The sequence below is a fragment of the Halostella salina genome, from assembly GCF_003675855.1.
GTDB lineage: Archaea > Halobacteriota > Halobacteria > Halobacteriales > Natronoarchaeaceae > Halostella > Halostella salina.
The window spans coordinates 306,648-326,700 of sequence record NZ_RCIH01000002.1 but is presented as its reverse complement, the minus strand read 5'-3'; the positions used below and the strand labels follow the sequence as shown (position 1 = coordinate 326,700).

General features: G+C 66.7%; 16 protein-coding genes. 6 read left to right on the top strand and 10 right to left on the bottom strand.

What is annotated here, in order from left to right:
• Nucleotides 1-16: 16 nt before the first annotated feature.
• Together D8896_RS04955 and D8896_RS04950 are read left to right on the top strand one after the other, a co-directional pair.
• The gene (locus D8896_RS04955; RefSeq protein ID WP_121820976.1) at nucleotides 17-502 is read left to right on the top strand and encodes a cation:proton antiporter regulatory subunit; all 486 of its coding nucleotides are present in this window, start codon (nucleotides 17-19) and stop codon (nucleotides 500-502) included.
• The gene (locus D8896_RS04950; protein ID WP_121820975.1) at nucleotides 503-1,681 is read left to right on the top strand and encodes a cation:proton antiporter; all 1,179 of its coding nucleotides are present in this window, start codon (nucleotides 503-505) and stop codon (nucleotides 1,679-1,681) included.
• On the opposite strand, the gene D8896_RS04945 is transcribed toward D8896_RS04950, so the two are convergent.
• The 10 genes from D8896_RS04945 to D8896_RS04900 all read right to left on the bottom strand — a co-directional run bounded on the left by D8896_RS04945 (nucleotide 1,682) and on the right by D8896_RS04900 (nucleotide 13,382).
• Complete coding sequence (locus tag D8896_RS04945) at nucleotides 1,682-2,239, bottom strand: diacylglycerol/polyprenol kinase family protein (protein ID WP_121820974.1); 558 nt, start codon at nucleotides 2,237-2,239, stop codon at nucleotides 1,682-1,684.
• Nucleotides 2,239-4,014: a glycine--tRNA ligase gene (gene glyS, locus D8896_RS04940; RefSeq protein ID WP_121820973.1), complete on the bottom strand. Its 1,776-nt coding sequence runs from the start codon at nucleotides 4,012-4,014 to the stop codon at nucleotides 2,239-2,241. Before glyS ends, D8896_RS04945 begins: the two co-directional genes overlap by 1 nt.
• Nucleotides 4,007-4,861, bottom strand: a complete 855-nt coding sequence (locus tag D8896_RS04935; protein ID WP_121820972.1) for a CBS domain-containing protein — start codon at nucleotides 4,859-4,861, stop codon at nucleotides 4,007-4,009. The genes glyS and D8896_RS04935 overlap by 8 nt, the downstream gene beginning before the upstream one ends.
• Nucleotides 4,862-4,983: 122 nt before the next feature.
• The gene (locus tag D8896_RS04930; protein WP_121820971.1) at nucleotides 4,984-5,556 is read right to left on the bottom strand and encodes a DUF7529 family protein; all 573 of its coding nucleotides are present in this window, start codon (nucleotides 5,554-5,556) and stop codon (nucleotides 4,984-4,986) included.
• 64 nt (nucleotides 5,557-5,620) lie between these two features.
• Complete coding sequence (locus D8896_RS04925; protein ID WP_121820970.1) at nucleotides 5,621-6,028, bottom strand: DUF7555 family protein; 408 nt, start codon at nucleotides 6,026-6,028, stop codon at nucleotides 5,621-5,623.
• Nucleotides 6,028-7,605 carry an ABC transporter ATP-binding protein gene (locus D8896_RS04920; RefSeq protein ID WP_121820969.1) on the bottom strand — a complete coding sequence of 526 codons (1,578 nt, stop codon included), beginning with the start codon at nucleotides 7,603-7,605 and terminating at the stop codon, nucleotides 6,028-6,030. The genes D8896_RS04925 and D8896_RS04920 overlap by 1 nt, the downstream gene beginning before the upstream one ends.
• The gene (locus D8896_RS04915; RefSeq protein ID WP_121820968.1) at nucleotides 7,598-8,833 is read right to left on the bottom strand and encodes an ABC transporter ATP-binding protein; all 1,236 of its coding nucleotides are present in this window, start codon (nucleotides 8,831-8,833) and stop codon (nucleotides 7,598-7,600) included. The genes D8896_RS04920 and D8896_RS04915 overlap by 8 nt, the downstream gene beginning before the upstream one ends.
• Complete coding sequence (locus tag D8896_RS04910) at nucleotides 8,830-10,359, bottom strand: ABC transporter permease (RefSeq protein WP_121820967.1); 1,530 nt, start codon at nucleotides 10,357-10,359, stop codon at nucleotides 8,830-8,832. Before D8896_RS04910 ends, D8896_RS04915 begins: the two co-directional genes overlap by 4 nt.
• A gap of 2 nt (nucleotides 10,360-10,361) precedes the next feature.
• Nucleotides 10,362-11,402, bottom strand: coding sequence for an ABC transporter permease (locus D8896_RS04905; RefSeq protein ID WP_121820966.1), 1,041 nt, complete (start codon nucleotides 11,400-11,402; stop codon nucleotides 10,362-10,364).
• Between the two features lie 135 nt (nucleotides 11,403-11,537).
• Nucleotides 11,538-13,382: an ABC transporter substrate-binding protein gene (locus D8896_RS04900; protein ID WP_121820965.1), complete on the bottom strand. Its 1,845-nt coding sequence runs from the start codon at nucleotides 13,380-13,382 to the stop codon at nucleotides 11,538-11,540.
• 192 nt (nucleotides 13,383-13,574) lie between these two features.
• Between D8896_RS04900 and D8896_RS19210 the strand changes: the two genes are divergently transcribed.
• The 4 genes from D8896_RS19210 (at nucleotide 13,575) to D8896_RS04885 (ending at nucleotide 20,031) form a co-directional block, all read left to right on the top strand.
• On the top strand, nucleotides 13,575-13,745 hold the full coding sequence (locus tag D8896_RS19210; protein WP_162991443.1) for a DUF7556 family protein: 171 nt from the start codon (nucleotides 13,575-13,577) through the stop codon (nucleotides 13,743-13,745).
• 322 nt (nucleotides 13,746-14,067) lie between these two features.
• Nucleotides 14,068-14,487, top strand: coding sequence for a PPC domain-containing DNA-binding protein (locus tag D8896_RS04895; RefSeq protein ID WP_121820964.1), 420 nt, complete (start codon nucleotides 14,068-14,070; stop codon nucleotides 14,485-14,487).
• On the top strand, nucleotides 14,488-19,512 hold the full coding sequence (locus D8896_RS04890; RefSeq protein ID WP_121820963.1) for a DNA polymerase II large subunit: 5,025 nt from the start codon (nucleotides 14,488-14,490) through the stop codon (nucleotides 19,510-19,512). It abuts the gene before it with no gap.
• Between the two features lie 180 nt (nucleotides 19,513-19,692).
• Nucleotides 19,693-20,031 carry a DUF7130 family rubredoxin-like protein gene (locus D8896_RS04885; protein WP_121820962.1) on the top strand — a complete coding sequence of 113 codons (339 nt, stop codon included), beginning with the start codon at nucleotides 19,693-19,695 and terminating at the stop codon, nucleotides 20,029-20,031.
• The last annotated feature ends 22 nt before the right edge of the window (nucleotides 20,032-20,053 follow it).

The window sequence follows — 20,053 nt, the reverse complement described above, 5'->3', positions numbered from 1 at the left end:
CGACCCATTGACGGGTATGGCCGTCTACGAGAGCGACCTTCCCGGCGTCGGGAAGAAGTTCGAGGTCGACCTGGACGACGAATCCCGGCTGGTGGTCGTCATTCACAACACGGGCAAGCGGGAGCTGTTCATCCGCCCGGATCCGGACGCCGACTCGGAGAAGCTGTTCGAGCTGTCCGACAAGCTCGCCCGGCAGGTCGGCACGATCATGGAGGGCGCGTACTTCCAGCCGATCAAGACCGACGACATCGAGACCGTGCTCTCCGAGGAGTCGCTGATCGAGTGGGTGAAGGTGCCCGCCGAGTCGCCCGTGGCGGGGGAGACGCTCGAGGACGCCGGGATCCGAGAGGAAACAGGCGCGTCGGTCGTCGCCATCCAGCGCGACGGCGAGACGATCACCAACCCCGGCCCCGACACGACGCTCATGCCCGAGGATACGCTGGTCGCGGTCGGCTCCCGCGAGGAGCACGACGAACTCGAATCGTTCGTCGCCGGCGAGTAGATGGCGGCGACCCCCCTCGTCGAGGTCGGTGCGCTGTTCGCCGCGGTCGCCGTCGGCGGCGCGGTCGCGACCCGGGTCGGCCAGTCGGTCATCCCGTTCTACGTCCTCGCGGGGGTTCTCGTGGGGCCCGACGTGCTCGGACGGGTCGGCGCACCGCACGTCGCTCCCGGCGACGTGATCACCGTCCTCGCGGAGCTCGGGATCGTCTTCCTCCTCTTTTTCCTCGGACTGGAGTTCAGCATCGACCGGCTGCTGGCCAGCCGGGACCGGATCACCGCCGCCGGAACGATCGACCTCGTGATCAACTTCCCCGTCGGCGTGGCAGTCGGCCTCGTGCTCGGGTGGTCGGCCGTCGAGGCGCTGTTCCTCGGCGGGATCGTGTACATCTCCTCGTCGGCCGTCATCACGAAGTCGCTCATCGACCTGGGCTGGATCGCCAACGACGAGAGCGACCCGATGCTCGGGACGCTCGTCTTCGAGGACCTGGTCATCGCGGTGTACCTGACCGTCATGTCCGCCGCGGTCCTCGGGGGCGGCGACTCCTCGGCGGTCGCCGTCGACCTCGCGGTCGCGACCGGCTTCCTGCTCGCCCTGTTCGCCGTCGCGCGCTACGGCACCGGGCTCGTCGAACGCCTCGTCGACGGCGACACCCAGGAACTCCAGCTGCTCCGGGCGGTCGCGCTCACCGTCCTCGTCGGCGGGATCGCCCTGGAGATCGGCGTCAGCGAGGCCGTAGCGGCCTTCTTCGTCGGGATGGCCGTCGGGAGCACCGAGCACAGCGACGACGTGGAACACCTGCTGATGCCCGTCCGCGACCTCTTCGCCGCGGTCTTCTTCTTCTGGATCGGGCTGGAGACGAACCTGGCGGCGATGGCCGCGACGGCCGGCATCGTCGCCGTCCTCGTCGTGCTGACGACGCCGACGAAGCTCGTCAGCGGCTACCTCGGCGGGCGGCGGTACGGGCTGGACGGCCGGCGCTCGTTCCGGGTCGGCGCGGGGATGGTCACCCGCGGCGAGTTCTCGCTGGTGATCGCCACGCTGGCCGCGAGCGGTGCAACGCCGATACTCCGGGAGACGATCCCGTCGCTCGCCGTCGGCTACGTGCTCGTGATGAGCGTCCTCGGGACGACGCTGATGACCTACTCGGACGTGGTCTGGCGGCGGATCGGCGGCGCGTAGCTACAGCACGACAAAGGCCGCCAGCGCCGCCGCGATGGGGATCGTGATGTTGTCGTCGATGACGTAGCTCGCGACGACGGGCTTGACGCCGTCCGCGACCGTCGCGGCCGCGGCGGCGATCGCCGCGGCGTGTATCGGCAGGAAGGGGTACGCCAGCGCGAAACAGGTGACGAACATCGCCAGCAGCACCGGCCAGCGCTTGACCGTCCGCAGTTCGCCCGAGCCGAGCAGCCCGCTCACCGGGTCGCCGAGCGTCAGCATCAACATTGCGGGTACGGCCACCTGCGGCTCGAAGGCCAGCCCGACCAGCGTGCCGCCGAACACGTACAGCGCGTAGCCGGCGAGGTTGTCCTGCTCGTACTCCCGCGTGAGCTTGTCGAACACGATCCACTCCAGCCCGGCCAGCAGCCGGAGCGCCTCCAGCACGACCGTCAGGGCCGTCCCGGCGATCAGCACCCACTGGACGTACTGCCACGTGATCGCGTCGACGAACACGTACGCCGCCGGGATCGTCGCCCCGCTTGCGTGGACGAGCCGACGAGCGATCTCGTTGGCCATCAGTCCGCGTCGGCGGCCGCGGTCAGTTCGTCGAACGTCCGGTCACCGTCCCGCAACGCGGTCAGCGTCTCCGCGAGGTCGTCGGTCGGGACGCGGACCTGCGCCGTACTGTCGCGCTCCCGGACCGTCACCGTCTCCGCGCCGTCCCCGTCCTCGACCGTCTCGTAGTCGACCGTGACACAGAACGGCGTGCCGACCTCGTCCTGCCGGCGGTAGCGCCGCCCGATCGCGCCGGAGTCGTCGTACGTGACCTCCAGCCCGGCCTCGCGAAGCTCCGCGGCGAGTTCGCGGGCGCGGTCGTCCATGCCGTCCTTGTCCATCAGCGGGAAGACGCCGACGACCGTCGGCGCGACCTCGGGGTCGAGTTCGAGGTAGCTCCGCGCCTCGCCGTCGACCTCGTCCTCGCGGTAGGCGTGGGCGATCACGGTGTACACCACGCGGTCGACGCCGAAGGACGGTTCGACGACGTGGGGCGTGATGTGCTCGCCCGCCTCCGTGACCTCCTCGACCGCGAAGCCGGTCTGCTCGACGGGCACCGCGTGCTCGTCGCCGTCGACTTCGACGGTCACCTCGTCGCCGTCGAACGCGCTCCGGTCGCGCTCGGCTTTGCGCTCCAGCGCGTCGGCCACGTCGCCCGCCGCCCCGCCGAACTCCGGGCCGAGGTAGCTCATATCGGGGTCGACGGTCGCGCGTTCGACGGTCTTCGGCTCGTCGTACTGCTTGAACAGGGTAAACGACTCGTCGGAGTGTTCGCCGTGTTTCGAGAGGTCGTAGTCGCTCCGGTAGGCGAAGCCGGTCAGCTCGAACCAGTCGCCGTCGATCTCCGCCTCGGCGTCCCAGCAGTCCGCGGCGTAGTGGGCGCGCTCGCCCGAGAGGTGCTGCCGGAACCGGAACCGGTCCATGTCGACGCCGATCCGGTCGTACCACCGCTGGCCGACGCCGAGGTAGTAGGCGACCCAGTCGCTGGTGACGATCCCCTCCGCGACGGCCTCGCCGACCGTCGTCTCGACGTAGTCGCCGTCGTCGGCCTCCTGTTCCGCTGCCGGGTACAGCCGCACCTCGACGTCTTCGACCCGCGAAAGCGGCGGCTCGTCCTCTTCGGGATCGATGAAGTGCTCCAGTTCGGCCTGCGTGAACTCGCGGACGCGGATGATCGAGTTGCGCGGGCTGATCTCGTTGCGGTACGCCCGGCCGACCTGCGTGACGCCGAACGGAAGCTGGTTGCGGGCGTACTCCTTCAGCCGCGGGAACTCCACGAAGATGCCCTGCGCGGTCTCCGGCCGGAGGTACCCCGGCTGGCTGGTGCCCGGCCCGATGTTCGTCTCGAACATCAGGTTAAAGTCCTCGACCGGCTCGCCCGCCAGTTCCGTCCCGCAGTCCGGGCAGACGAGGTCGTGCTCGGCGATGAGGTCCTCGACCTCCGACAGCGGGATGCTCTCGGCCTCCTCGATGTCGGTGTTGTCCTCGATGAGGTGGTCGGCCCGGTGGCTCTCAGCACACTCCGGGCACTCGACGAGCATGTCGTCGAAGCCGTCGAGGTGGCCCGACGCCTCGAACACCGGCTCGGGCATCACGGTCGGCGCGTCGATCTCCATGTGGCCCTCCTTGACCGCGAAGCGGTCGCGCCAGGCGTCCTCGACGTTTTCCTTCAGCGACGCGCCCTGCGGGCCGTAGGTGTAGAAGCCGGAGACGCCGCCGTACGCGCCGCTGGACTGGAAAAAAAAGCCCCGGCGCTTGGCGAGTTCGACGAGCGCCTCGCTTATCGCCTCACTCATACAGCGCCCCCAGCAGGTCCACGTCGCGCACGATACCCGCCAGGTCGTCGCCGCTGACCAGCGGGATCTGCTCGACGTCGTTTGTGATCATCGCCTGTGCGGCCTCGCGGGCCGTCTTCCGGGAGGTGACCGTCACCACGTCGCCGGTCATGAACTCCCGGACCGGGCCGGCCGGGATCTCGACGTTCCGCGTCGGCAGATAGCGGTTGCCGACCGCCTTGATCCCCTCCCACGCCCAGTCGTCGTCCTGGTTGGCGATGCTGTCGCCGGTCTCGGCCTCGCCCTCGACCACGCGGGCGACGTCCAGGATATCGACCTCGGTGATGACGCCCGTCATCGCCCCGTCGTCGCCGAGGACGACCGCGTACGGCACGTTCGCGTAGAATATCTCCCGTTCCGCGACGGGCAGGGGGGTCTCCGCCCAGACGGTGTTGATGTCCCGGGAGGCGAGTTCGCCGACCTCGCGGTCGCCGTCCACGTCCGCGTCGGCCATCGCCCGGATCACGTCGGTGACGGTGACGATCCCCTCCAGTTCGCCGTCGACCACCGGGATGCGGCGCTCGCGTTCGGTCACCATGAGATGGGCGACGGCCTCCAGGCTGGTGTCCTGGGTAGTCGTCGGCACGCCGTCGTCCATCAGGAGGGCGAGCTGGTCCTCGTCGGGGCGCTCGATGAGCGACTCGCGGGAGACGAGTCCACGGAACTCCTCCCGGCCGTCGGTCGGTTTGACAACCGGGACGGACGAGAACGACCGTTCCTGCAGGTACTCCAGCGCGTCGTCGCGGGTCCCCGGAACCTCGACGGTAACGACCTCCGAGCGGGGAGTCATCGCGTCAGCGACGTTCATACCCGCGGGGTAGGACTTCTCCCCTCTTGTACCCTACGAACGGCCGCTTGCCGCCGGCTGTGCTCGCGTGGTCGATTTCACTCGTGATGGCGACTGTCTCCGGGAACGTACCGCCGACGGTGTCAGACCTCGGGATCGACGTCGACGAGGCGGTCGGCCTCGGGGAAGAACTTCTCGTAGCTCTCGTGACGGAACGAACCGAGGTGGGTCCCGTCGAGCGTCTGGAGGTGGGTGTAGAACTCGTCGTGCTCCATCGCCGTCCTGACCGCGCCGCGTGCCAGCCGGCGCTGGAAGTTCCCCGCGACGAGGACGGCCGTCTTCGTCTCCGGGTCGAGCAGCTGGGTCACCAGAAAGATCCGACCCTCCGCGGTTGCACGGAACACGTCGAACTTCGGGAACTCGCCGGCCGCGACGGCTTCCTGGATGGGCTCGGCGTTGTTGTCGGGCACCACGTGGACCAGCCCCCAGCGTCCCTCCGGGCCGTCCTCCGGCGGTTCCGGTGCGGTGTCGACCGCGAGCGACGTGATGACCGTCTCCCAGCCCTCGTCCCGGAGTTCCGATCCGAGCGCCTGCATGTCGTCTATCGTCTGACTCCAGGCGTTCTTGTGGATGTCGGCGCCGGCCGACAGCTCCTCCGGCGCACCCGGGGCGTCGAACTCCTCGGGGCCGTCGTTCGGGTCGTCTGCGTCTCGCATACTCGTTTCTGATTATCGTCCGGGGTAAACCTGTTGTTATACCGGACGGGCGACCGCCGCGCCGTCACCCCCCGACGCCGAACAGGAACTCCATGGCGATCGATGTCACGAGGACGAACACGCCCCCGAGGAACAGCCGCGCGCCGCCCGACCACCGGTCGACCGCCGGGACGGCGACGCTGTCCGGCACGATCCGCCGGGTGGCGGACTCGAAGCGGGACTCGACGGACTGGTCGTCGACGCCCGTCTCCGAGGGGTCCTTCCAGGCCTTCCGCGGCCGGAGCTTCAGCCCCCCGTAGCCGAGCAGCACCCAGCCGACGAAGAACAGCCAGTACTTCACCCCGGTCCAGCCGTAGCTGGCGGCGAAGGCGACGGCCGCTCCGACCCCGAACGTGACGGCCGTGAGCGCGACGGCGTACACCAGCCCGTCGACGCCCCGACGAAGCCAGACGGGAGTGCCGCGGCGTGCCATCAGTCGCCGAGCCCTTGTTCGAGCTGGCTCGGCTCCGTGTACTCGGCGTCGTGACGGTGACAGCGACTCGTCCGCCCGGTCGTGCTCACCTCGCGCGGGGTCGGATACTCCTCGTCACAGACGCTGCCGAACTGCTCGGCCAGGTACTCCTTGGCGGCTTCCTCCTCGCCGTCTGCCACCTTCGAGGCGGCCTCGCTGACGTGGGTCTGGACCGACGACGGCACGTCGAGGTCGCCGAACAGCTCCTCGGTGATCTCGTCGATGCTCGCAAAGCGGGTGTCCATGTCGAGGAACTCCTTGACCCGCTCGACGGTCGTCCGCTCCGCCCGCGCCCGTTCGCGGAGGACTTCCCTGAACACCTCGATCGCGGTCCACACCTCGTCGTCGAGGTCGGCGAACTCGTCGGGCCGGACCTTCATCGGGCACCGCGTCGAGAACGGACAGCCCGCCGGCGGGTCCCGCGGACTCGGGGGCGTCCCGCGCAGGGTGATCCGGTCTTTCTCGATCGTCGGGTCCGGCTCGGGGATCGCGGACAGCAGCGAGTGCGTGTACGGGTTCGACGGGTTCTCGAACAGCTCCTCCGTCTCGCCGATCTCCATGATGTTGCCCAGATACATCACGCCGACGCGGTCACAGATGTGCCGCACCACGGAGAGGTCGTGGGCGATGAAGAGGTAGGTGAGTCCGAACTCCTCCTGAAGGTCCTCGAGCAGGTTCAGGATCTTCGCCTGCACGGAGGCGTCCAGCGCCGACACCGGCTCGTCGAGGACGACGAAGTCCGGTTCGAGCGCGAGCGCCCGGGCGATCCCGACGCGCTGCTGCTGGCCGCCGGAGAACTGGTGGGGGTACCGGAAGTAGTGCTCCTCCTGCAGGCCGACGGTTTCGAGCAGGCTCCGCACGCGTCGACGGCGTAGCTGGGAGCGCGACTTCGAGACGGACACCTCGACCGTGACCCCGTCGTCGCGCTCCGTGGCCGTGATCGTCAGCTCCGAGCTTTCGATCGGGGCGCTCTCGCGCAGGTGGACGATCTCGGCCTCGGGCGTGACGACGATGTCGCTGTCCTCGTACTTCGCCTGGGCGACGTGGCGCACCATCTCGCCCTCGACGGTGGCGCGCTCGTTCTCGACGCCCTGCACGCCGACCTCGAACGTCGGCCAGTCGTGGACGTCCAGCGGTTCCCGGATGATCTCGCCGACGGTCATCCGGTTGTTGAGGCTGGAGTCGGGGTCCTGGAACACCATCTGGACGTTGCGCCGCCACTCCTTGAGCTCCTTCCCGTCCAGGGTCGTGATGTCAGTTCCCGCGTAGTTCACCTGCCCGTCAGTCGCCGATTCGAGCTGGATCAGCGTCCGCCCCAGCGTCGTCTTCCCGCAGCCGCTCTCGCCGACGATGCCGAGCGTCTCGCCTTTCTCGATCGTGAAGTTGACGCCGTCGACGGCCTTGACCGGTTTCCCGCCGAACAGCCCGCCTTCGCTGCCGTAGTACGTCTTCAGGTCGTCGACGTCGACGAGTGTCTCGCCGGAGCGCTGCTCCGTGCTCACTTCCGTCTGCCGGTCGCCGTACGCTTGTTCACTCATCGGAACTCACCTCCGGGTCGTCGCCCAGTCGCTCGTGTTCGTTGACCGCCTCCCCTCTGCTCATATCCTCGGGGTAGAGTAGGCAGGCCGTGGTGTGGTGTTCGGACTCCCGTCCGACCGAGACGTGCTCGGGGTGGACCTTCGTACACTCGTCGAACACTTTCGGACACCGCGGCGCGAACCGGCAGTCGGTCGCCGGTTCGTTGGGCGTCGGTACGTCCCCCTCGATCGTTTTCAGGCGGTCCGCACCGACGTTCCGGCCGGGGATCGACCCCAGCAGCCCCTCGGTGTAGGGGTGCCGGGAGTTCTCGAACAGCTCCGCGACCGGTGCCTTCTCGATGATTTCGCCCGCGTACATCACGTTGACCCGGTCGGTGATCTCGGCGATCACGCCCATGTCGTGCGTGATGAACATGATACCGAGGTTCCGCTCCGCCTGCAACTCCTTGAGGAGGTCGAGGATCTGGGCCTGGATCGTCACGTCCAGCGCCGTCGTCGGCTCGTCGCAGATGAGCAGGTCCGGGTCGCAGGCAAGCGCCGTGGCGATCACCGCGCGCTGGCGCATCCCGCCGGAGAACTGGTGTGGGTACTCCTTGAGCCGTCGGTTGGCGTCGGGGATGCCGACGGCCTCGAGCAGGTTCGCCGCCTCCTCGGTGGCCTCCTGCCCGCGGAGTCCCCGGTGGAGCCGCAGCGACTCCTTGATCTGGTTGCCGACGGTGTACACCGGGTTGAGGCTCGACAGCGGGTCCTGGAACACCATCGCGATGTCGCCACCGCGGATGTCGTGGACGGCCTCGTCGGGCGCTCGTGCGAGGTCGACGTACCCGGAGTCGACGGTTACGTCGCTCCCGCTGCCCTCGGTTTCGGCCAGCGCGATGAACCCGTCCTCGTCGGCGGGGATCCGCTCGCCGGGCGCGACGTCGACCGTCGCGTCCGTGTAGTTCCGGGCGAACCGCTCGACAGTTTCGGGGTTGCTGTATCGGATGCTGCTCCCTTCGAGGATGCGGCCGGGGTCCTCGATGAGCCCCATGATCGACCGTGCGGTGACGCTCTTTCCGGAACCGCTCTCGCCGACGATCCCGACCGTCTCGCCGCTCTCGATGTCGAAGGAGATGCCGTCGACGGCGCGGATCGTCTCCTTGTCGGTGAAGAACGACGTCTGCAGGTCGTCGACAGCGAGCAGCGGGTACGACGTGTCCCGCTCGGACCGCTGGATGGTCTGGCTCATGCGCCACCACCCGCCGCGGCGGATTCGCCGCTGGCGCTGCCGTCGTCGCTCTGCGGGTCGATCGCGTCGCGGATGCCGTCACCGAGCGCGTTGAACGCGGTCACGACGATCACGATGAGCACGCCGGGAATGATCGACATGTGCCAGGACTGGGTTGCGACGTAGTCCTGTCCCATGTCGATGGCACGGCCCCACTCGGGCGTCGGCGCGGTGACGCCGAGCCCGAGGAACGACAGCGCGGACGTGCCGATGATGATCCCGCCGAGGTTCATCGACGCGTAGATGAGCAGGTAGCCGATGACGTAGGGAGCCATGTGCTTTTGCATGATCCGGCGTGGCGTCTGCCCGTAGCTCTTCGCGGCGTCGACCCACTCACGCTGGACGACCTGTAGCGACGGCCCACGCACCGCGCGCCACAGTCCGGGCCACCCCCACGCGCCGAACAGCACCGCCAGGAGGAACCCTCCGTTGTATATTTCGTCTATCCATGTCCCTGATAAGATCACCGCGGCCCCGATCAGGACCAGCAGCCGCGGCATCGCCTGGATCGAGTCGCTTATCAGCACCGCCGAGAGGTCCACAGCACCCCTGTAGAATGCGGTGACCATCGCCAGCGCGAACGCGATGGACGAGGAGATGCCGATGGCGATCATACCGATGAACAGGGACGTTCTCGCCCCGGTGGCGATGAAGGTAAACAGGTCTTTTCCGTTACTCAATGTCCCGAACGGGTGCCACCTGTCGAAGCTGTCGTACGTTCCGATCCCGTAGTTCTCGTCGCCGGCCCCGCGCGAGCGGGAGCCGAGGTTCGCGTTCCCGATAAGCGTCGACCTGACTTCACCGGTCTCCTTGTCGAGATACTCCGTCTCGTAGCTGTACGGCGTCCGGATGTTCTCCTCGACGGTCGTCGGGCCGAGCGCCGGGGCGAAGATAGCCATCACGACGAACAGCGTGATGACGATGAAGCCGAACTGGCCCCAGCGGTGGGTCCGCATCCGGTCGACAATGTCGTCAGCCGGCGTCCAGTTGGCGTAGCGGTAGTGTTCACGGAAGACGAGATACCCCTTCCAGAGCCACGCGAGCCAGACGAACGCGTAGATGTAGACGACCGCGACGCGGATGGCCCACGCGATCGCCGCCGGCAGGCCGAGGAACGTCCCGTCCCACTGCCAGTAGACGATGTTGAACCCGGCGACCGTCGTCTCGAAGATCGGCCCACCGGGGACCCGGTGGCCGCGGTTCGGGATCAGCTCGCGGGACAGCAGGGTGGGGATATCAGCGAGCCTGTCGCCGGCGGCGGCGAGGGCCGCACCGACGGGTTCCAGCAGTGCGACCACCGGGAGACCGAACAGCCGTTCGGCGATCCCGTTCCACGGCGGCAGTTCCATCATCGCCCCGAACACGGCACCCGCCTGCAGCGCAAAGAGGACCGCTGCGACGGCCAGCCAGCGAAGCGCCGGGGATGGGTTCGACCGGACGCGTTCTCGAAGCGATACGTCGTCGGTGTCGGTAGTGTAGCGGCTCATCGTTACTGACTCTCGTAGCCGACCCGTGGGTCGATTATGGTGTACAGCAGGTCTTGCATGATGTTGATGAAGACAAGCAGGAGGATGAAGATGTACATCAACGCCCCTGCGACGGGCATATCACCCTGTACCAGCGCCCGGAAGAACAGTTGCCCGATGCCGTTTATCGCCATCACCGTCTCGACGAGCACGGAGCCACCGAGCAGCAGCCCCGCCTCGGCCGTGATGACCGGAACGAGCGGGATCAGGGCGTTACGGAACATGTGCTTCCAGACGAGCACGCGGTCGGGGACTCCCTTCGCCTTCGCCATCTCCACGTACTTGGAGTTCTTCGTCTCGAGCATCGCGGTCCGACCGATACGCATCTCGTTGCCCATCGACGCGGAGCCGAGGACGACGGCGGCGGGGAGTATCTGTTTCGTCGCTTTGACCCACTGGACGGGTTCTATCTGTCCCGCTCTGAGACCGTCCCAGGCGGCCTGGAACTCGTTGGTACCGATCACCACCGGTGTGTGGACGATGAACTGCTTCCAGTTGAAGCCAAAGAGGATGTCCTCGGACCGTGAGAGCCCGACCAGCAGCAGCACGGCCAGCCAGAAGTTCGGCATGGCGCGCCAGACGATGCCGCCGAAGGAGGCCGAGTAGTCACCGATAGTGTTGGGGTTCAGGCCGGCGTAAAAGCCCAGCGGGATCCCGATGAAAAGCGGGATCAGGATGGCCCAGAAGCCCATCCAGATGGTCCGGGGGGCGCGCGACCAGATCAGGGACTCGGTGCTCCGGCCCGCCTGAATCACCCAGGACTGGCCGAGGTCGAATCGGAACAGGTCCCAGGCGAAGTCGATGTACTGCTGCCAGAGCGGCTGGTTCAACCCCAGGTTCTGCCGCAGGCGTGCCATGTCGTCGGGGTCCGCGTTCTGTCCGTACACCGCGGCGACGGGGTCGATCGGTCCCATCCGGATCGCGATGAAGGTCACTGTGACCCCAAAGAGGATGACGGGGATCGACAGGACCAGTCGTTTGCCGAGGTACGACCAACGACTCATGGTATTACCCTATGCTCCGCGTTGTCTGTATTCATCGTTATAACGGTTTGTTCGTTCGGGCATTATTTGCGTTCCGCTTCGAAACGGACGGCGGTACGTTCGTTCACGTACGGAAAAAACGGCCGCGAAGCCGAGTTATTCGCGGTCCTCGATGCGGACTCTGGACTCCTTCTGTGACGAGCCGCCCATCGCGCCGACGCGGGGCTTGTCGACCCAGTCGTAGGAGTATTTCTCGACGATCGGGTGGAAGATGTTGAGGAACATCACGTCCTCCCAGTTGGCCTCCTCCATCGTGACGTAGGCCTCGTTACGGGCCTCCTGCCCGGCCTCGGGAGCGGGGTTCTCCTTGAACTTCTGCCAGGCCTCGGCAGCCTGCTGGGCCGCCTCGCTCTCGTCGGCGTCCCAGTTGAGGTAGCTGAGGGGTGCCGACTGCGACGTGTCCGTGTTCGGCGGGTTCAGCAGCTTCAGGAAGTTGTCCGGTGCGGGGTAGTCCGCGCCCCAGCCGAGCGTGTACATGTCGAGGTCGCCGTTGCGACCGCGCTCGGTCAGCGTGCTGAACTGGGCCTCCTCGAGGTTGAGCTGGACGCCGGCGGAGGCGAGCTGGTCGCGGAGGATGTTCGCCACGTCCGTGAAGAACTGGCTGCCGGCGTAGCGAGTGAACGTGACCTCGTAGGGGTCGTCCTCGCTGTAGCCGTTCTCCTCCATGATGGAGCGCGCCTCGCCGATGCGGGTCTCGTCGAGCCCGTACGGGTAGTTCGACTCGTGTTCGAGGTAGGCGTTCGCGCCGCCGGGGTAGATGTTCGGCGGCGTGAAGTGCGACGCCGTCTTCCCGGGGCCGCTGAGGACCTCGTTGACGATCTGGCTCTGGTTGGTGACGTACGCCACGGCCTGGCGCACGAACTTCGGCACCTCGGCGGCGTTGAAGCCGATGTAGTAGGTCGTGAGCTGCTCGACCCGGTAGTAGTTCGCCGTCAGGTCGTTCTCGAGGGGACCGTACGTCCCGTACTGGCGGCCCTGGCTGTCACGCCCTTCGATGGAAACCTTGCCGGCGTCGTACTGTGCGTTCGGAATGCTCGGTTTGTCGGCGTTCCGGTTGATCACCGAGTACGTGTACGCCGCGTTGGCGTCCTCGATGATCTGCCAGTTGACCGACGAGATGTACGGACCGGGACCGTGGTAGTCGTCGATGTCGCGGGCGTTGATGATGACCTCGCTGCCCGAACTCCACGTGTCCAGCGTGAACGGCCCAGCGCCGATGGAGCCGCTCTGGGCGAACGTCTCGTATTCCATCTCGCCCTCGTACCCCTCGATGTCGCCGACGATGCCCTCCGGAATGACCGAGAACGGGTCGTACGCCAGCATCTCCATCGTCGCGTGGAACGGCTGCGCGAGACTCATCGTCAGCGTCGACTCGTCCTCGGCCTCGACGGCGATCGAGCCGGGGACGTAGTTGCCGTCGCTGTCGGTCTCGTGCTCGACACCCAGGTCGCCGAGCAGGAAGCCGGCGCGACGCGAGTTGTCGGACTGCGCGAGCCGTTCGAGCGAGTAAACGGCGTCCGAGGCGGTCACGTTGCCGTAGTCGCCGTTGAACGTGGCGTCGGAACGGAGGTTGAACGTGAGCACCGAGCCGTCATCGTTGGTCTCGACGCTCTCGGCGAGCAGCGGCTCGGTCGTCGTCGTGCCGTTGACGTAGTTCGTCAGTGCGTCGTGGAGGTTGTGAATGACGATACTCGACGCCTCGTCGGTGCTCGCGACGGGGTCAAGGGTCGTCAGGGTCGAATTGATGACGTTGTACGTCTTGTCGCTTTGCTCCTGTTCCGGAGTCGACGTCTCCGTTTCCGAGGCTTGGGTGAGCGTGTCGGTGTCGGTGTCGGTTTCGTCTCCGCCGCCGCCGCCGGAACAACCGGCCAGCGCTACGGCTGCCGCAGCCCCGCCGGTCGCCTGCAGGAATCGACGGCGGGTAGTGTCATTATCTGTCATCCCAAACCCCCCTTTCGCATCTACCAGTTTAAATTTTCCGTTATGAGACGGGGGCAGGGACTGGGGTTCCGGGAAATGAGACCAGCTGATAACTACAATCGTAGTTGTTTGGTAGTTTCCGTTAACACCATAACCAGTGAATGTCTCTGTCGTTCCGACGCGTTTATAACTGACTGAAAATTAAACATTCCCATGGCGACCCACCCGTCGGGCCCGGACGACCCCGCCGACGATGCTGAAGTTATGGGTGCCGTCGACGGCGACGGCAGCAGCCAGGAGTACGTCATCGCCGACATCAGCGAGGACGGTGCCTGGCTTTCGGTACACGTCGACGACGCGCCGACACTTCCGGCCTGGCGCTGAAACGACGAACTTTTTCCACCTCGGGTTCGCCTCCGGCGAACCGCTCGGTGCAAAAACTTCGATGAAAAAGGCCGCCTCCGCGGGGCTTCGCCCCGCTCCGGCGGTGAAACGGCGGCAAAGCCGCCGTATGCTCGATCGCTTCGACCCAACAACGACCACAGCCGACGGCCTGCCCTTCCCCGGGTTGGACGGCTCGGCCCGTTCCGGGTCCTCGCCGTCCGCCCGGCCGCTTTCGGGTGATTTCCTGGGCGTAGCTCTGTAGGCGCGAGCGGACCTCCCGGGATACGCACCTTTTTTGCCCTGGCCGACGCTTCCAGTTGGTATGCAATACCGCGAGGTCGAGACCACGGGGGAGTATCTGGCTCGACTCGACAACGGGGCCGACTGGCGCGAGGAGATCGAGGGGCTCGCCGCCGAGGCCGACGCCGACGCCGCCTGGTTCGCCGCGATGGGAGCCGTACAGGACGCGGAGGTCTGGTTCTACGACCAGGAGACGTTCGAGTACGAACCGGTCGAGTTCGACGAACACCTGGAGGTCGCCGGCTGCGTCGGCAACGTCTCGTGGCTCAACGGGGATAGGTTCGCGCACACGCACGCGACGCTCTCGCGGCCCGACGGCGAGGCGCTCGCGGGGCACCTGAACGCCGCCACCGTCTTCGCCGGCGAGGTGTACATGCGGACGTTCGACACGACGCTGGAGCGCGAGCACGACGAGACCACCGACCTGGACCTCTGGTTATAGATGCGGCCCGAGGACGAACGGTACTTCGAACGGCTCGAATCCGGCCTCGACGACGCGTTCGAAGTCGCCCGCGCGGCCCGCGAACAGGGCCACGACCCCGAGACCAAGGTCGAAATCCCGGTCGCCAAGGACATGGCCGACCGCGTCGAGAACATCCTCGGGATCGACGGCGTGGCCGAGCGCGTGCGCGAACTGGAGGGCGAGATGAGCCGCGAGGAGGCGGCGCTCGAACTCGCGAAGGACTTCGCGGAGGGCCGCGTCGGCGACTACGAGACGAAGGCCGGCAAGGTCGAGGGCGCTGTCCGCACCGCCGTCGCGCTGCTCACCGAGGGCGTCGTCGCCGCCCCCATCGAGGGGATCGACCGCGTCGAACTGCTCGAGAACGACGACGGCACGGAGTTCGTCAACGTGTACTACGCCGGCCCGATCCGCTCGGCCGGCGGGACCGCGCAGGCCCTCTCGGTGCTTGTCGCGGACTACACCCGCGCGCTCATCGGCGTCGACGAGTACAGGGCCCGGGACGACGAGGTCGAGCGCTACGCCGAGGAGGTGTCGCTGTACGACGACGAGACCGGGCTCCAGTACTCCCCGAAGGACAAGGAGTCGAAGTTCATCGCCGAGCACGTCCCAATCATGCTGGACGGGGAGCCGACCGGCGACGAGGAGGTGTCCGGCTTCCGCGACCTCGAACGGGTCGACACGAACAACCCCCGCGGCGGGATGTGTCTCGTCCTCGCCGAGGGGATCGCGCTGAAGGCCCCGAAGATCCAGCGCTACACGCGCAACCTCGACGAGGTCGACTGGCCGTGGCTCCAGGACCTCATCGACGGCACCATCGGGAACGAGGAAGGTGACGACGGCGGCGACGCCGACGGGGACTCCGATGACGAGTCGGACGGCGAGGCCGCCGAGGGCGACGACGGTGGCACCAACGAGCCGGACGGCCCGCCCCGCGTCGACGAGTCCTGGAAGTTCCTGCGCGACCTCATCGCTGGCCGCCCGGTCTTCTCACACCCGAGCGAAACCGGCGGCTTCCGCCTGCGCTACGGCCGCGCGCGCAACCACGGGTTCGCGACCGCCGGCGTCCACCCGGCGACGATGCACCTCGTCGACGATTTCCTCGCCACCGGGACGCAGATCAAGACCGAGCGCCCCGGCAAGGCCGCGGGCGTCGTCCCGGTCGACTCAATCGAGGGGCCGACCGTCCGCCTCGCCAACGGCGACGTGCGCCGGATCGACGACCCCGAGGAGGCCCTCGAGATCCGGAACGGCGTCGAGAAGATACTCGACCTCGGCGAGTACCTCGTCAACTACGGCGAGTTCGTCGAGAACAACCACCCCCTTGCTCCCGCCGCCTACGCGTTCGAGTGGTGGGTCCAGGAGTTCGAGGACACCGCCGCCGACGTGCAGGCGATGGCCGACTCGGTCCGCGTCGACCTGGAGGACCCCGACCCCGAGGAGGCGGTCGAATGGGCGACCGAGTACGACGCCCCGCTCCACCCGGCGTACACCTATCTCTGGCACGACCTCACGGTCGCGGAGTTCGAGGCGCTCGCCGACGCCGTCGCCGCCGGCGAGGTCGTCGACGGCGACCTGCTCGTCGAGAACGCCGACCCGGTCCGGGCGGCGCTGGAGGCGCTGCTCGTCGAACACCGACAGGAATCGGACGCGGTAACCGTCCCGGTCTGGCGGCCGCTCGTCCGCTCGCTCGGCCTCACCGAAACCCTCGACCGGACGTGGGACGACCTCTCGCCCGAGGCCCGCGACTGGGACAACGCGGTGAAGGCGGTCAACGAGGTCGCGCCGTTCACCGTCCGCGAGCGCGCGCCCACGCGTATCGGCAACCGCATGGGCCGCCCGGAGAAGTCGGAGTCCCGCGAACTCAGCCCCGCCGTCCACACCCTCTTCCCCATCGGCGAGGCCGGCGGGAGCCAGCGCGACGTGGCCGCCGCCGCGGGCCACGCCGACTCCATGTCCGACACCCCCGGCGAGGTCGAGGTGGAGGTCGGCCGCCGCGAGTGTCCCGGCTGCGGCGGCGAGACGTTCCGCCCGAAGTGCCCCGACTGCGGCGCGCACACCGAACCGCACTACGAGTGTCCGAGCTGTGAGCAGGAGCTGGAGCCCGACGAGGCCGGGCGCGTCCACTGCTCGCGCTGCGAGGTCGACGGCACCTCCGTCGAGTCCCGAGTCGTCGACGTTCACGCCGAGTACCGCGAGGCCCTGGAACGCGTCGGCGAGCGCGAGAACGCCTTCGACATCCTCAAAGGCGTCAAGGGGCTCACCTCGACGAACAAGACGCCCGAAGCGGTCGACAAGGGGATCCTCCGGTCGAAACACGGCGTCTCCGCGTTCAAGGACGGCACCGTCCGCTACGACATGACGGACCTCCCGGTCACCTCGGTCCGCCCCGCCGAACTCGACGTCACCGTCGACCAGTTCCGCCAACTGGGCTACGACGAGGACATCCACGGCGACCCGCTCCAGCACGACGACCAGCTGGTCGAACTGAAGGTGCAGGACGTCGTCCTCTCGGACGGTGCGGCCGAACACCTCCTGAAGACCGCCGACTTCGTCGACGACCTCCTGGCGCAGTTCTACGACCTCGACCCCTACTACGAACTGGACGAGCGCGACGACCTCGTCGGCGAACTGGTGTTCGGGATGGCCCCCCACACGAGCGCGGCCGTCGTGGGCCGCGTGATCGGCTTCACCAGCGCGGCGGTGGGGTACGCGCATCCGTTCTTCCACGCCTCGAAGCGGCGGAACTGCTTCCATCCCGAAACGAAGGTCTGGTACGAGGACGAGGCAGGACAGTGGCACTACGAGGCGATCCGTGAACTCGTGGAGAACCGGCTCCACGATCCGGATGTGGACGACTTCGGAACGCTCGTGCAGGAGTTAGACGGCGACGTACGTGTTCCGTCACTGGACGAGGACGGAGAGATAGTGCAGAAACCGGTCGAGGCGTTGTCGAAACACCGCTCTCCCGACCACCTCGTCGAGATCGAAACTCGCAGCGGTCGGGAGATCACTGTCACGCCGGACCACGATGTGCATGTCTTCGATGAGGACGGACTCGCGGCAAAGCGAGCAAGCGAGATTACGTCGTCCGATTCGCTGGTGACTCCGGCGGAGGTAGACGTGCCCGGTTCGGATGTTCGATTCGACCTGCTCGAAGAGTTCCTCACCAGCGACGAGGTTCCCCACGAGTCACTCATGGTGAAGGGGTTGGACAAAGAGGAACTCTACGACCTTTTCACAGAAGAACTCGCGGACCACTGGGACGGGGAGTTCTATCCGCTGAAGAGCACTGCCGAATTCCTCGGTCTCACGAAGAAGGCGTTGAGTAATTACGTCTATCGAGGAAGTTTCCCGGCGTCGCTACTTATCGACCTGCTCGGGTCACCGGCCGCTGTCTCCGAGTGTGTCCCGGACGATGTCACCCTTGGGATGAAGCGGGACACCGCCGAAATCGACAGGATCGTCGATCTCGATGCGGACCTCGCCACGCTCTTAGGATACTTCGCCGCGGAGGGGTTCACTCGTGAGCAGGCAACACCCAAAGGCACGATCCATCAGACGACCGTCTCCGGGGTCGAAACGGAAGCACGGGAATTCTTCGTCGACACGTTTCGGGCCAGACTCGGGGTCGAACCGTACCGCGAAAACGAGTACAAAGTCACCGTCTCGGGACGGTTACCGCGACTGTTCTTCGAGACGGTGCTCGACTGTGGAACGGGCGCTGCGAATAAACGCGTTCCAGAATGTATCTTCGATGCCCCCGACAATATCGTCGCCGCGTACCTCAGCGGATACTTCAGCGGCGATGGCACCGTGGAAAAAGACTCGCTGAAGGTTTCGGCAACGACAATAAGTCGGACGCTGAAGGAAGACATGCTCGCGCTACTCACCCGGCTGGGGATCTCGGCGCGCGTCAGAACCTCGGATCCGGTTCCACTCAGCGGGAACTTCCCCGAGTTCTACGAGAGCGACGTTCCGATGTCGGCGAAGTCGTACGTGCTTCACGTCTCCTCGTCGGACGCCGTCCGGTTCGCCGAAAAGGTAGGCTTCCACCTGTCGCGAAAGCAGAACCGACTGACCACACAGGTCGAAGCGATCAAACCCCTGGGACGGCGCGTCTTCGACGGGGGGAGTGGAGAGTATCTGGTCGACGAAGTCACCGACGTCGAGTACGTCGAGGCCGACACCGACCACACGTACTGTCTCACCGTCGAAGGGACACACTCGTTGATAGCGAACGACACCTCGCAGAAGCAGTGCGACGGCGACGAAGACTGCGTGATGCTGTTGCTCGACGGCCTGCTCAACTTCAGCAAGTCGTACCTGCCCGACCAGCGCGGCGGGCAGATGGACGCGCCGCTGGTCATGTCCTCACGCATCGACCCTTCGGAGATCGACGACGAGGCCCACAACATGGACGTGGTCTCGCAGTACTCCAGGGAGTTCTACGAGGCGACCCGCGAGATGGCCGACCCCGGCGAGGTCGACGTGGAGATAGCCGAGGACACCCTCGGCACCGACCGGGAGTACGCCGGGTTCGACCACACCCACGACACGACCGACCTGGCGATGGGGCCGGACCTGTCGGCGTACAAGACGCTCGGCTCGATGATGGACAAGATGGACGCCCAGCTGGAGCTGTCCCGGAAGCTCCGGGCCGTCGACGAGACGGACGTGGCCGAGCGCGTCATCGAGTTCCACTTCCTGCCGGACCTCATCGGGAACCTCCGGGCGTTCTCCCGGCAGGAGACGCGCTGTCTCGACTGCGGCGAGAAGTACCGCCGGATGCCGCTGTCGGGCGACTGCCGGGAGTGTGGCGGCGACGTGAACCTCACCGTCCACCAGGGGTCGGTGAACAAGTACATGGACACCGCGATCCAGGTCGCCGAGGAGTACGGCACCCGCGACTACACGAAACAGCGGCTGGAGGTGCTCGAAAAATCACTTGAGAGCATCTTCGAGAACGACAAAAACAAGCAGACTGGCATCGCGGACTTCATGTGAGTCCCGCGAGCGAACCCTTTTATTCGAAGCCGCGGCCAGCGCCGCCGTGACCTGACCCATCGCCGCGGGGCGGCCGAGGCGGATGTGCGACGACCCGCCCCGCGAACGGACACGTCGCCTGTTCGCTCTGTTACGGCAGTTCGCCCCACGTTTATGCGAATCGCCGCGGTAGGATCGGGTATGTCTGGAGAGGGGGAGACACCGGCAGCGGAAGGGGACGCAGAGGCCGAAGAGGAGGTTAACCGCCTCGACATCGGTCAGACCGTCTACGATGACGAGGGCGAAAAGCTCGGCAACATCCGCGGGTTCGAGCGCGGCGGCTTCTTCGTGACGACCCGGGACGGCGTCGAGGGGCTGAGCGTCGAGCACGCGCGCTCCGGCCACGACTTCGGCGAAGCCGAGCTGATGTGGCGCTGTACTGAGTGCGGCGAGATGGGGGAGATCAGCGGCGGCCTCCCGGACCGCTGTCCCGGCTGTGGCTCCGAGAGGGAGGCGCTGATGTACTGGACGGAGGACTGACTACGTCGGCAGTCTGATTACC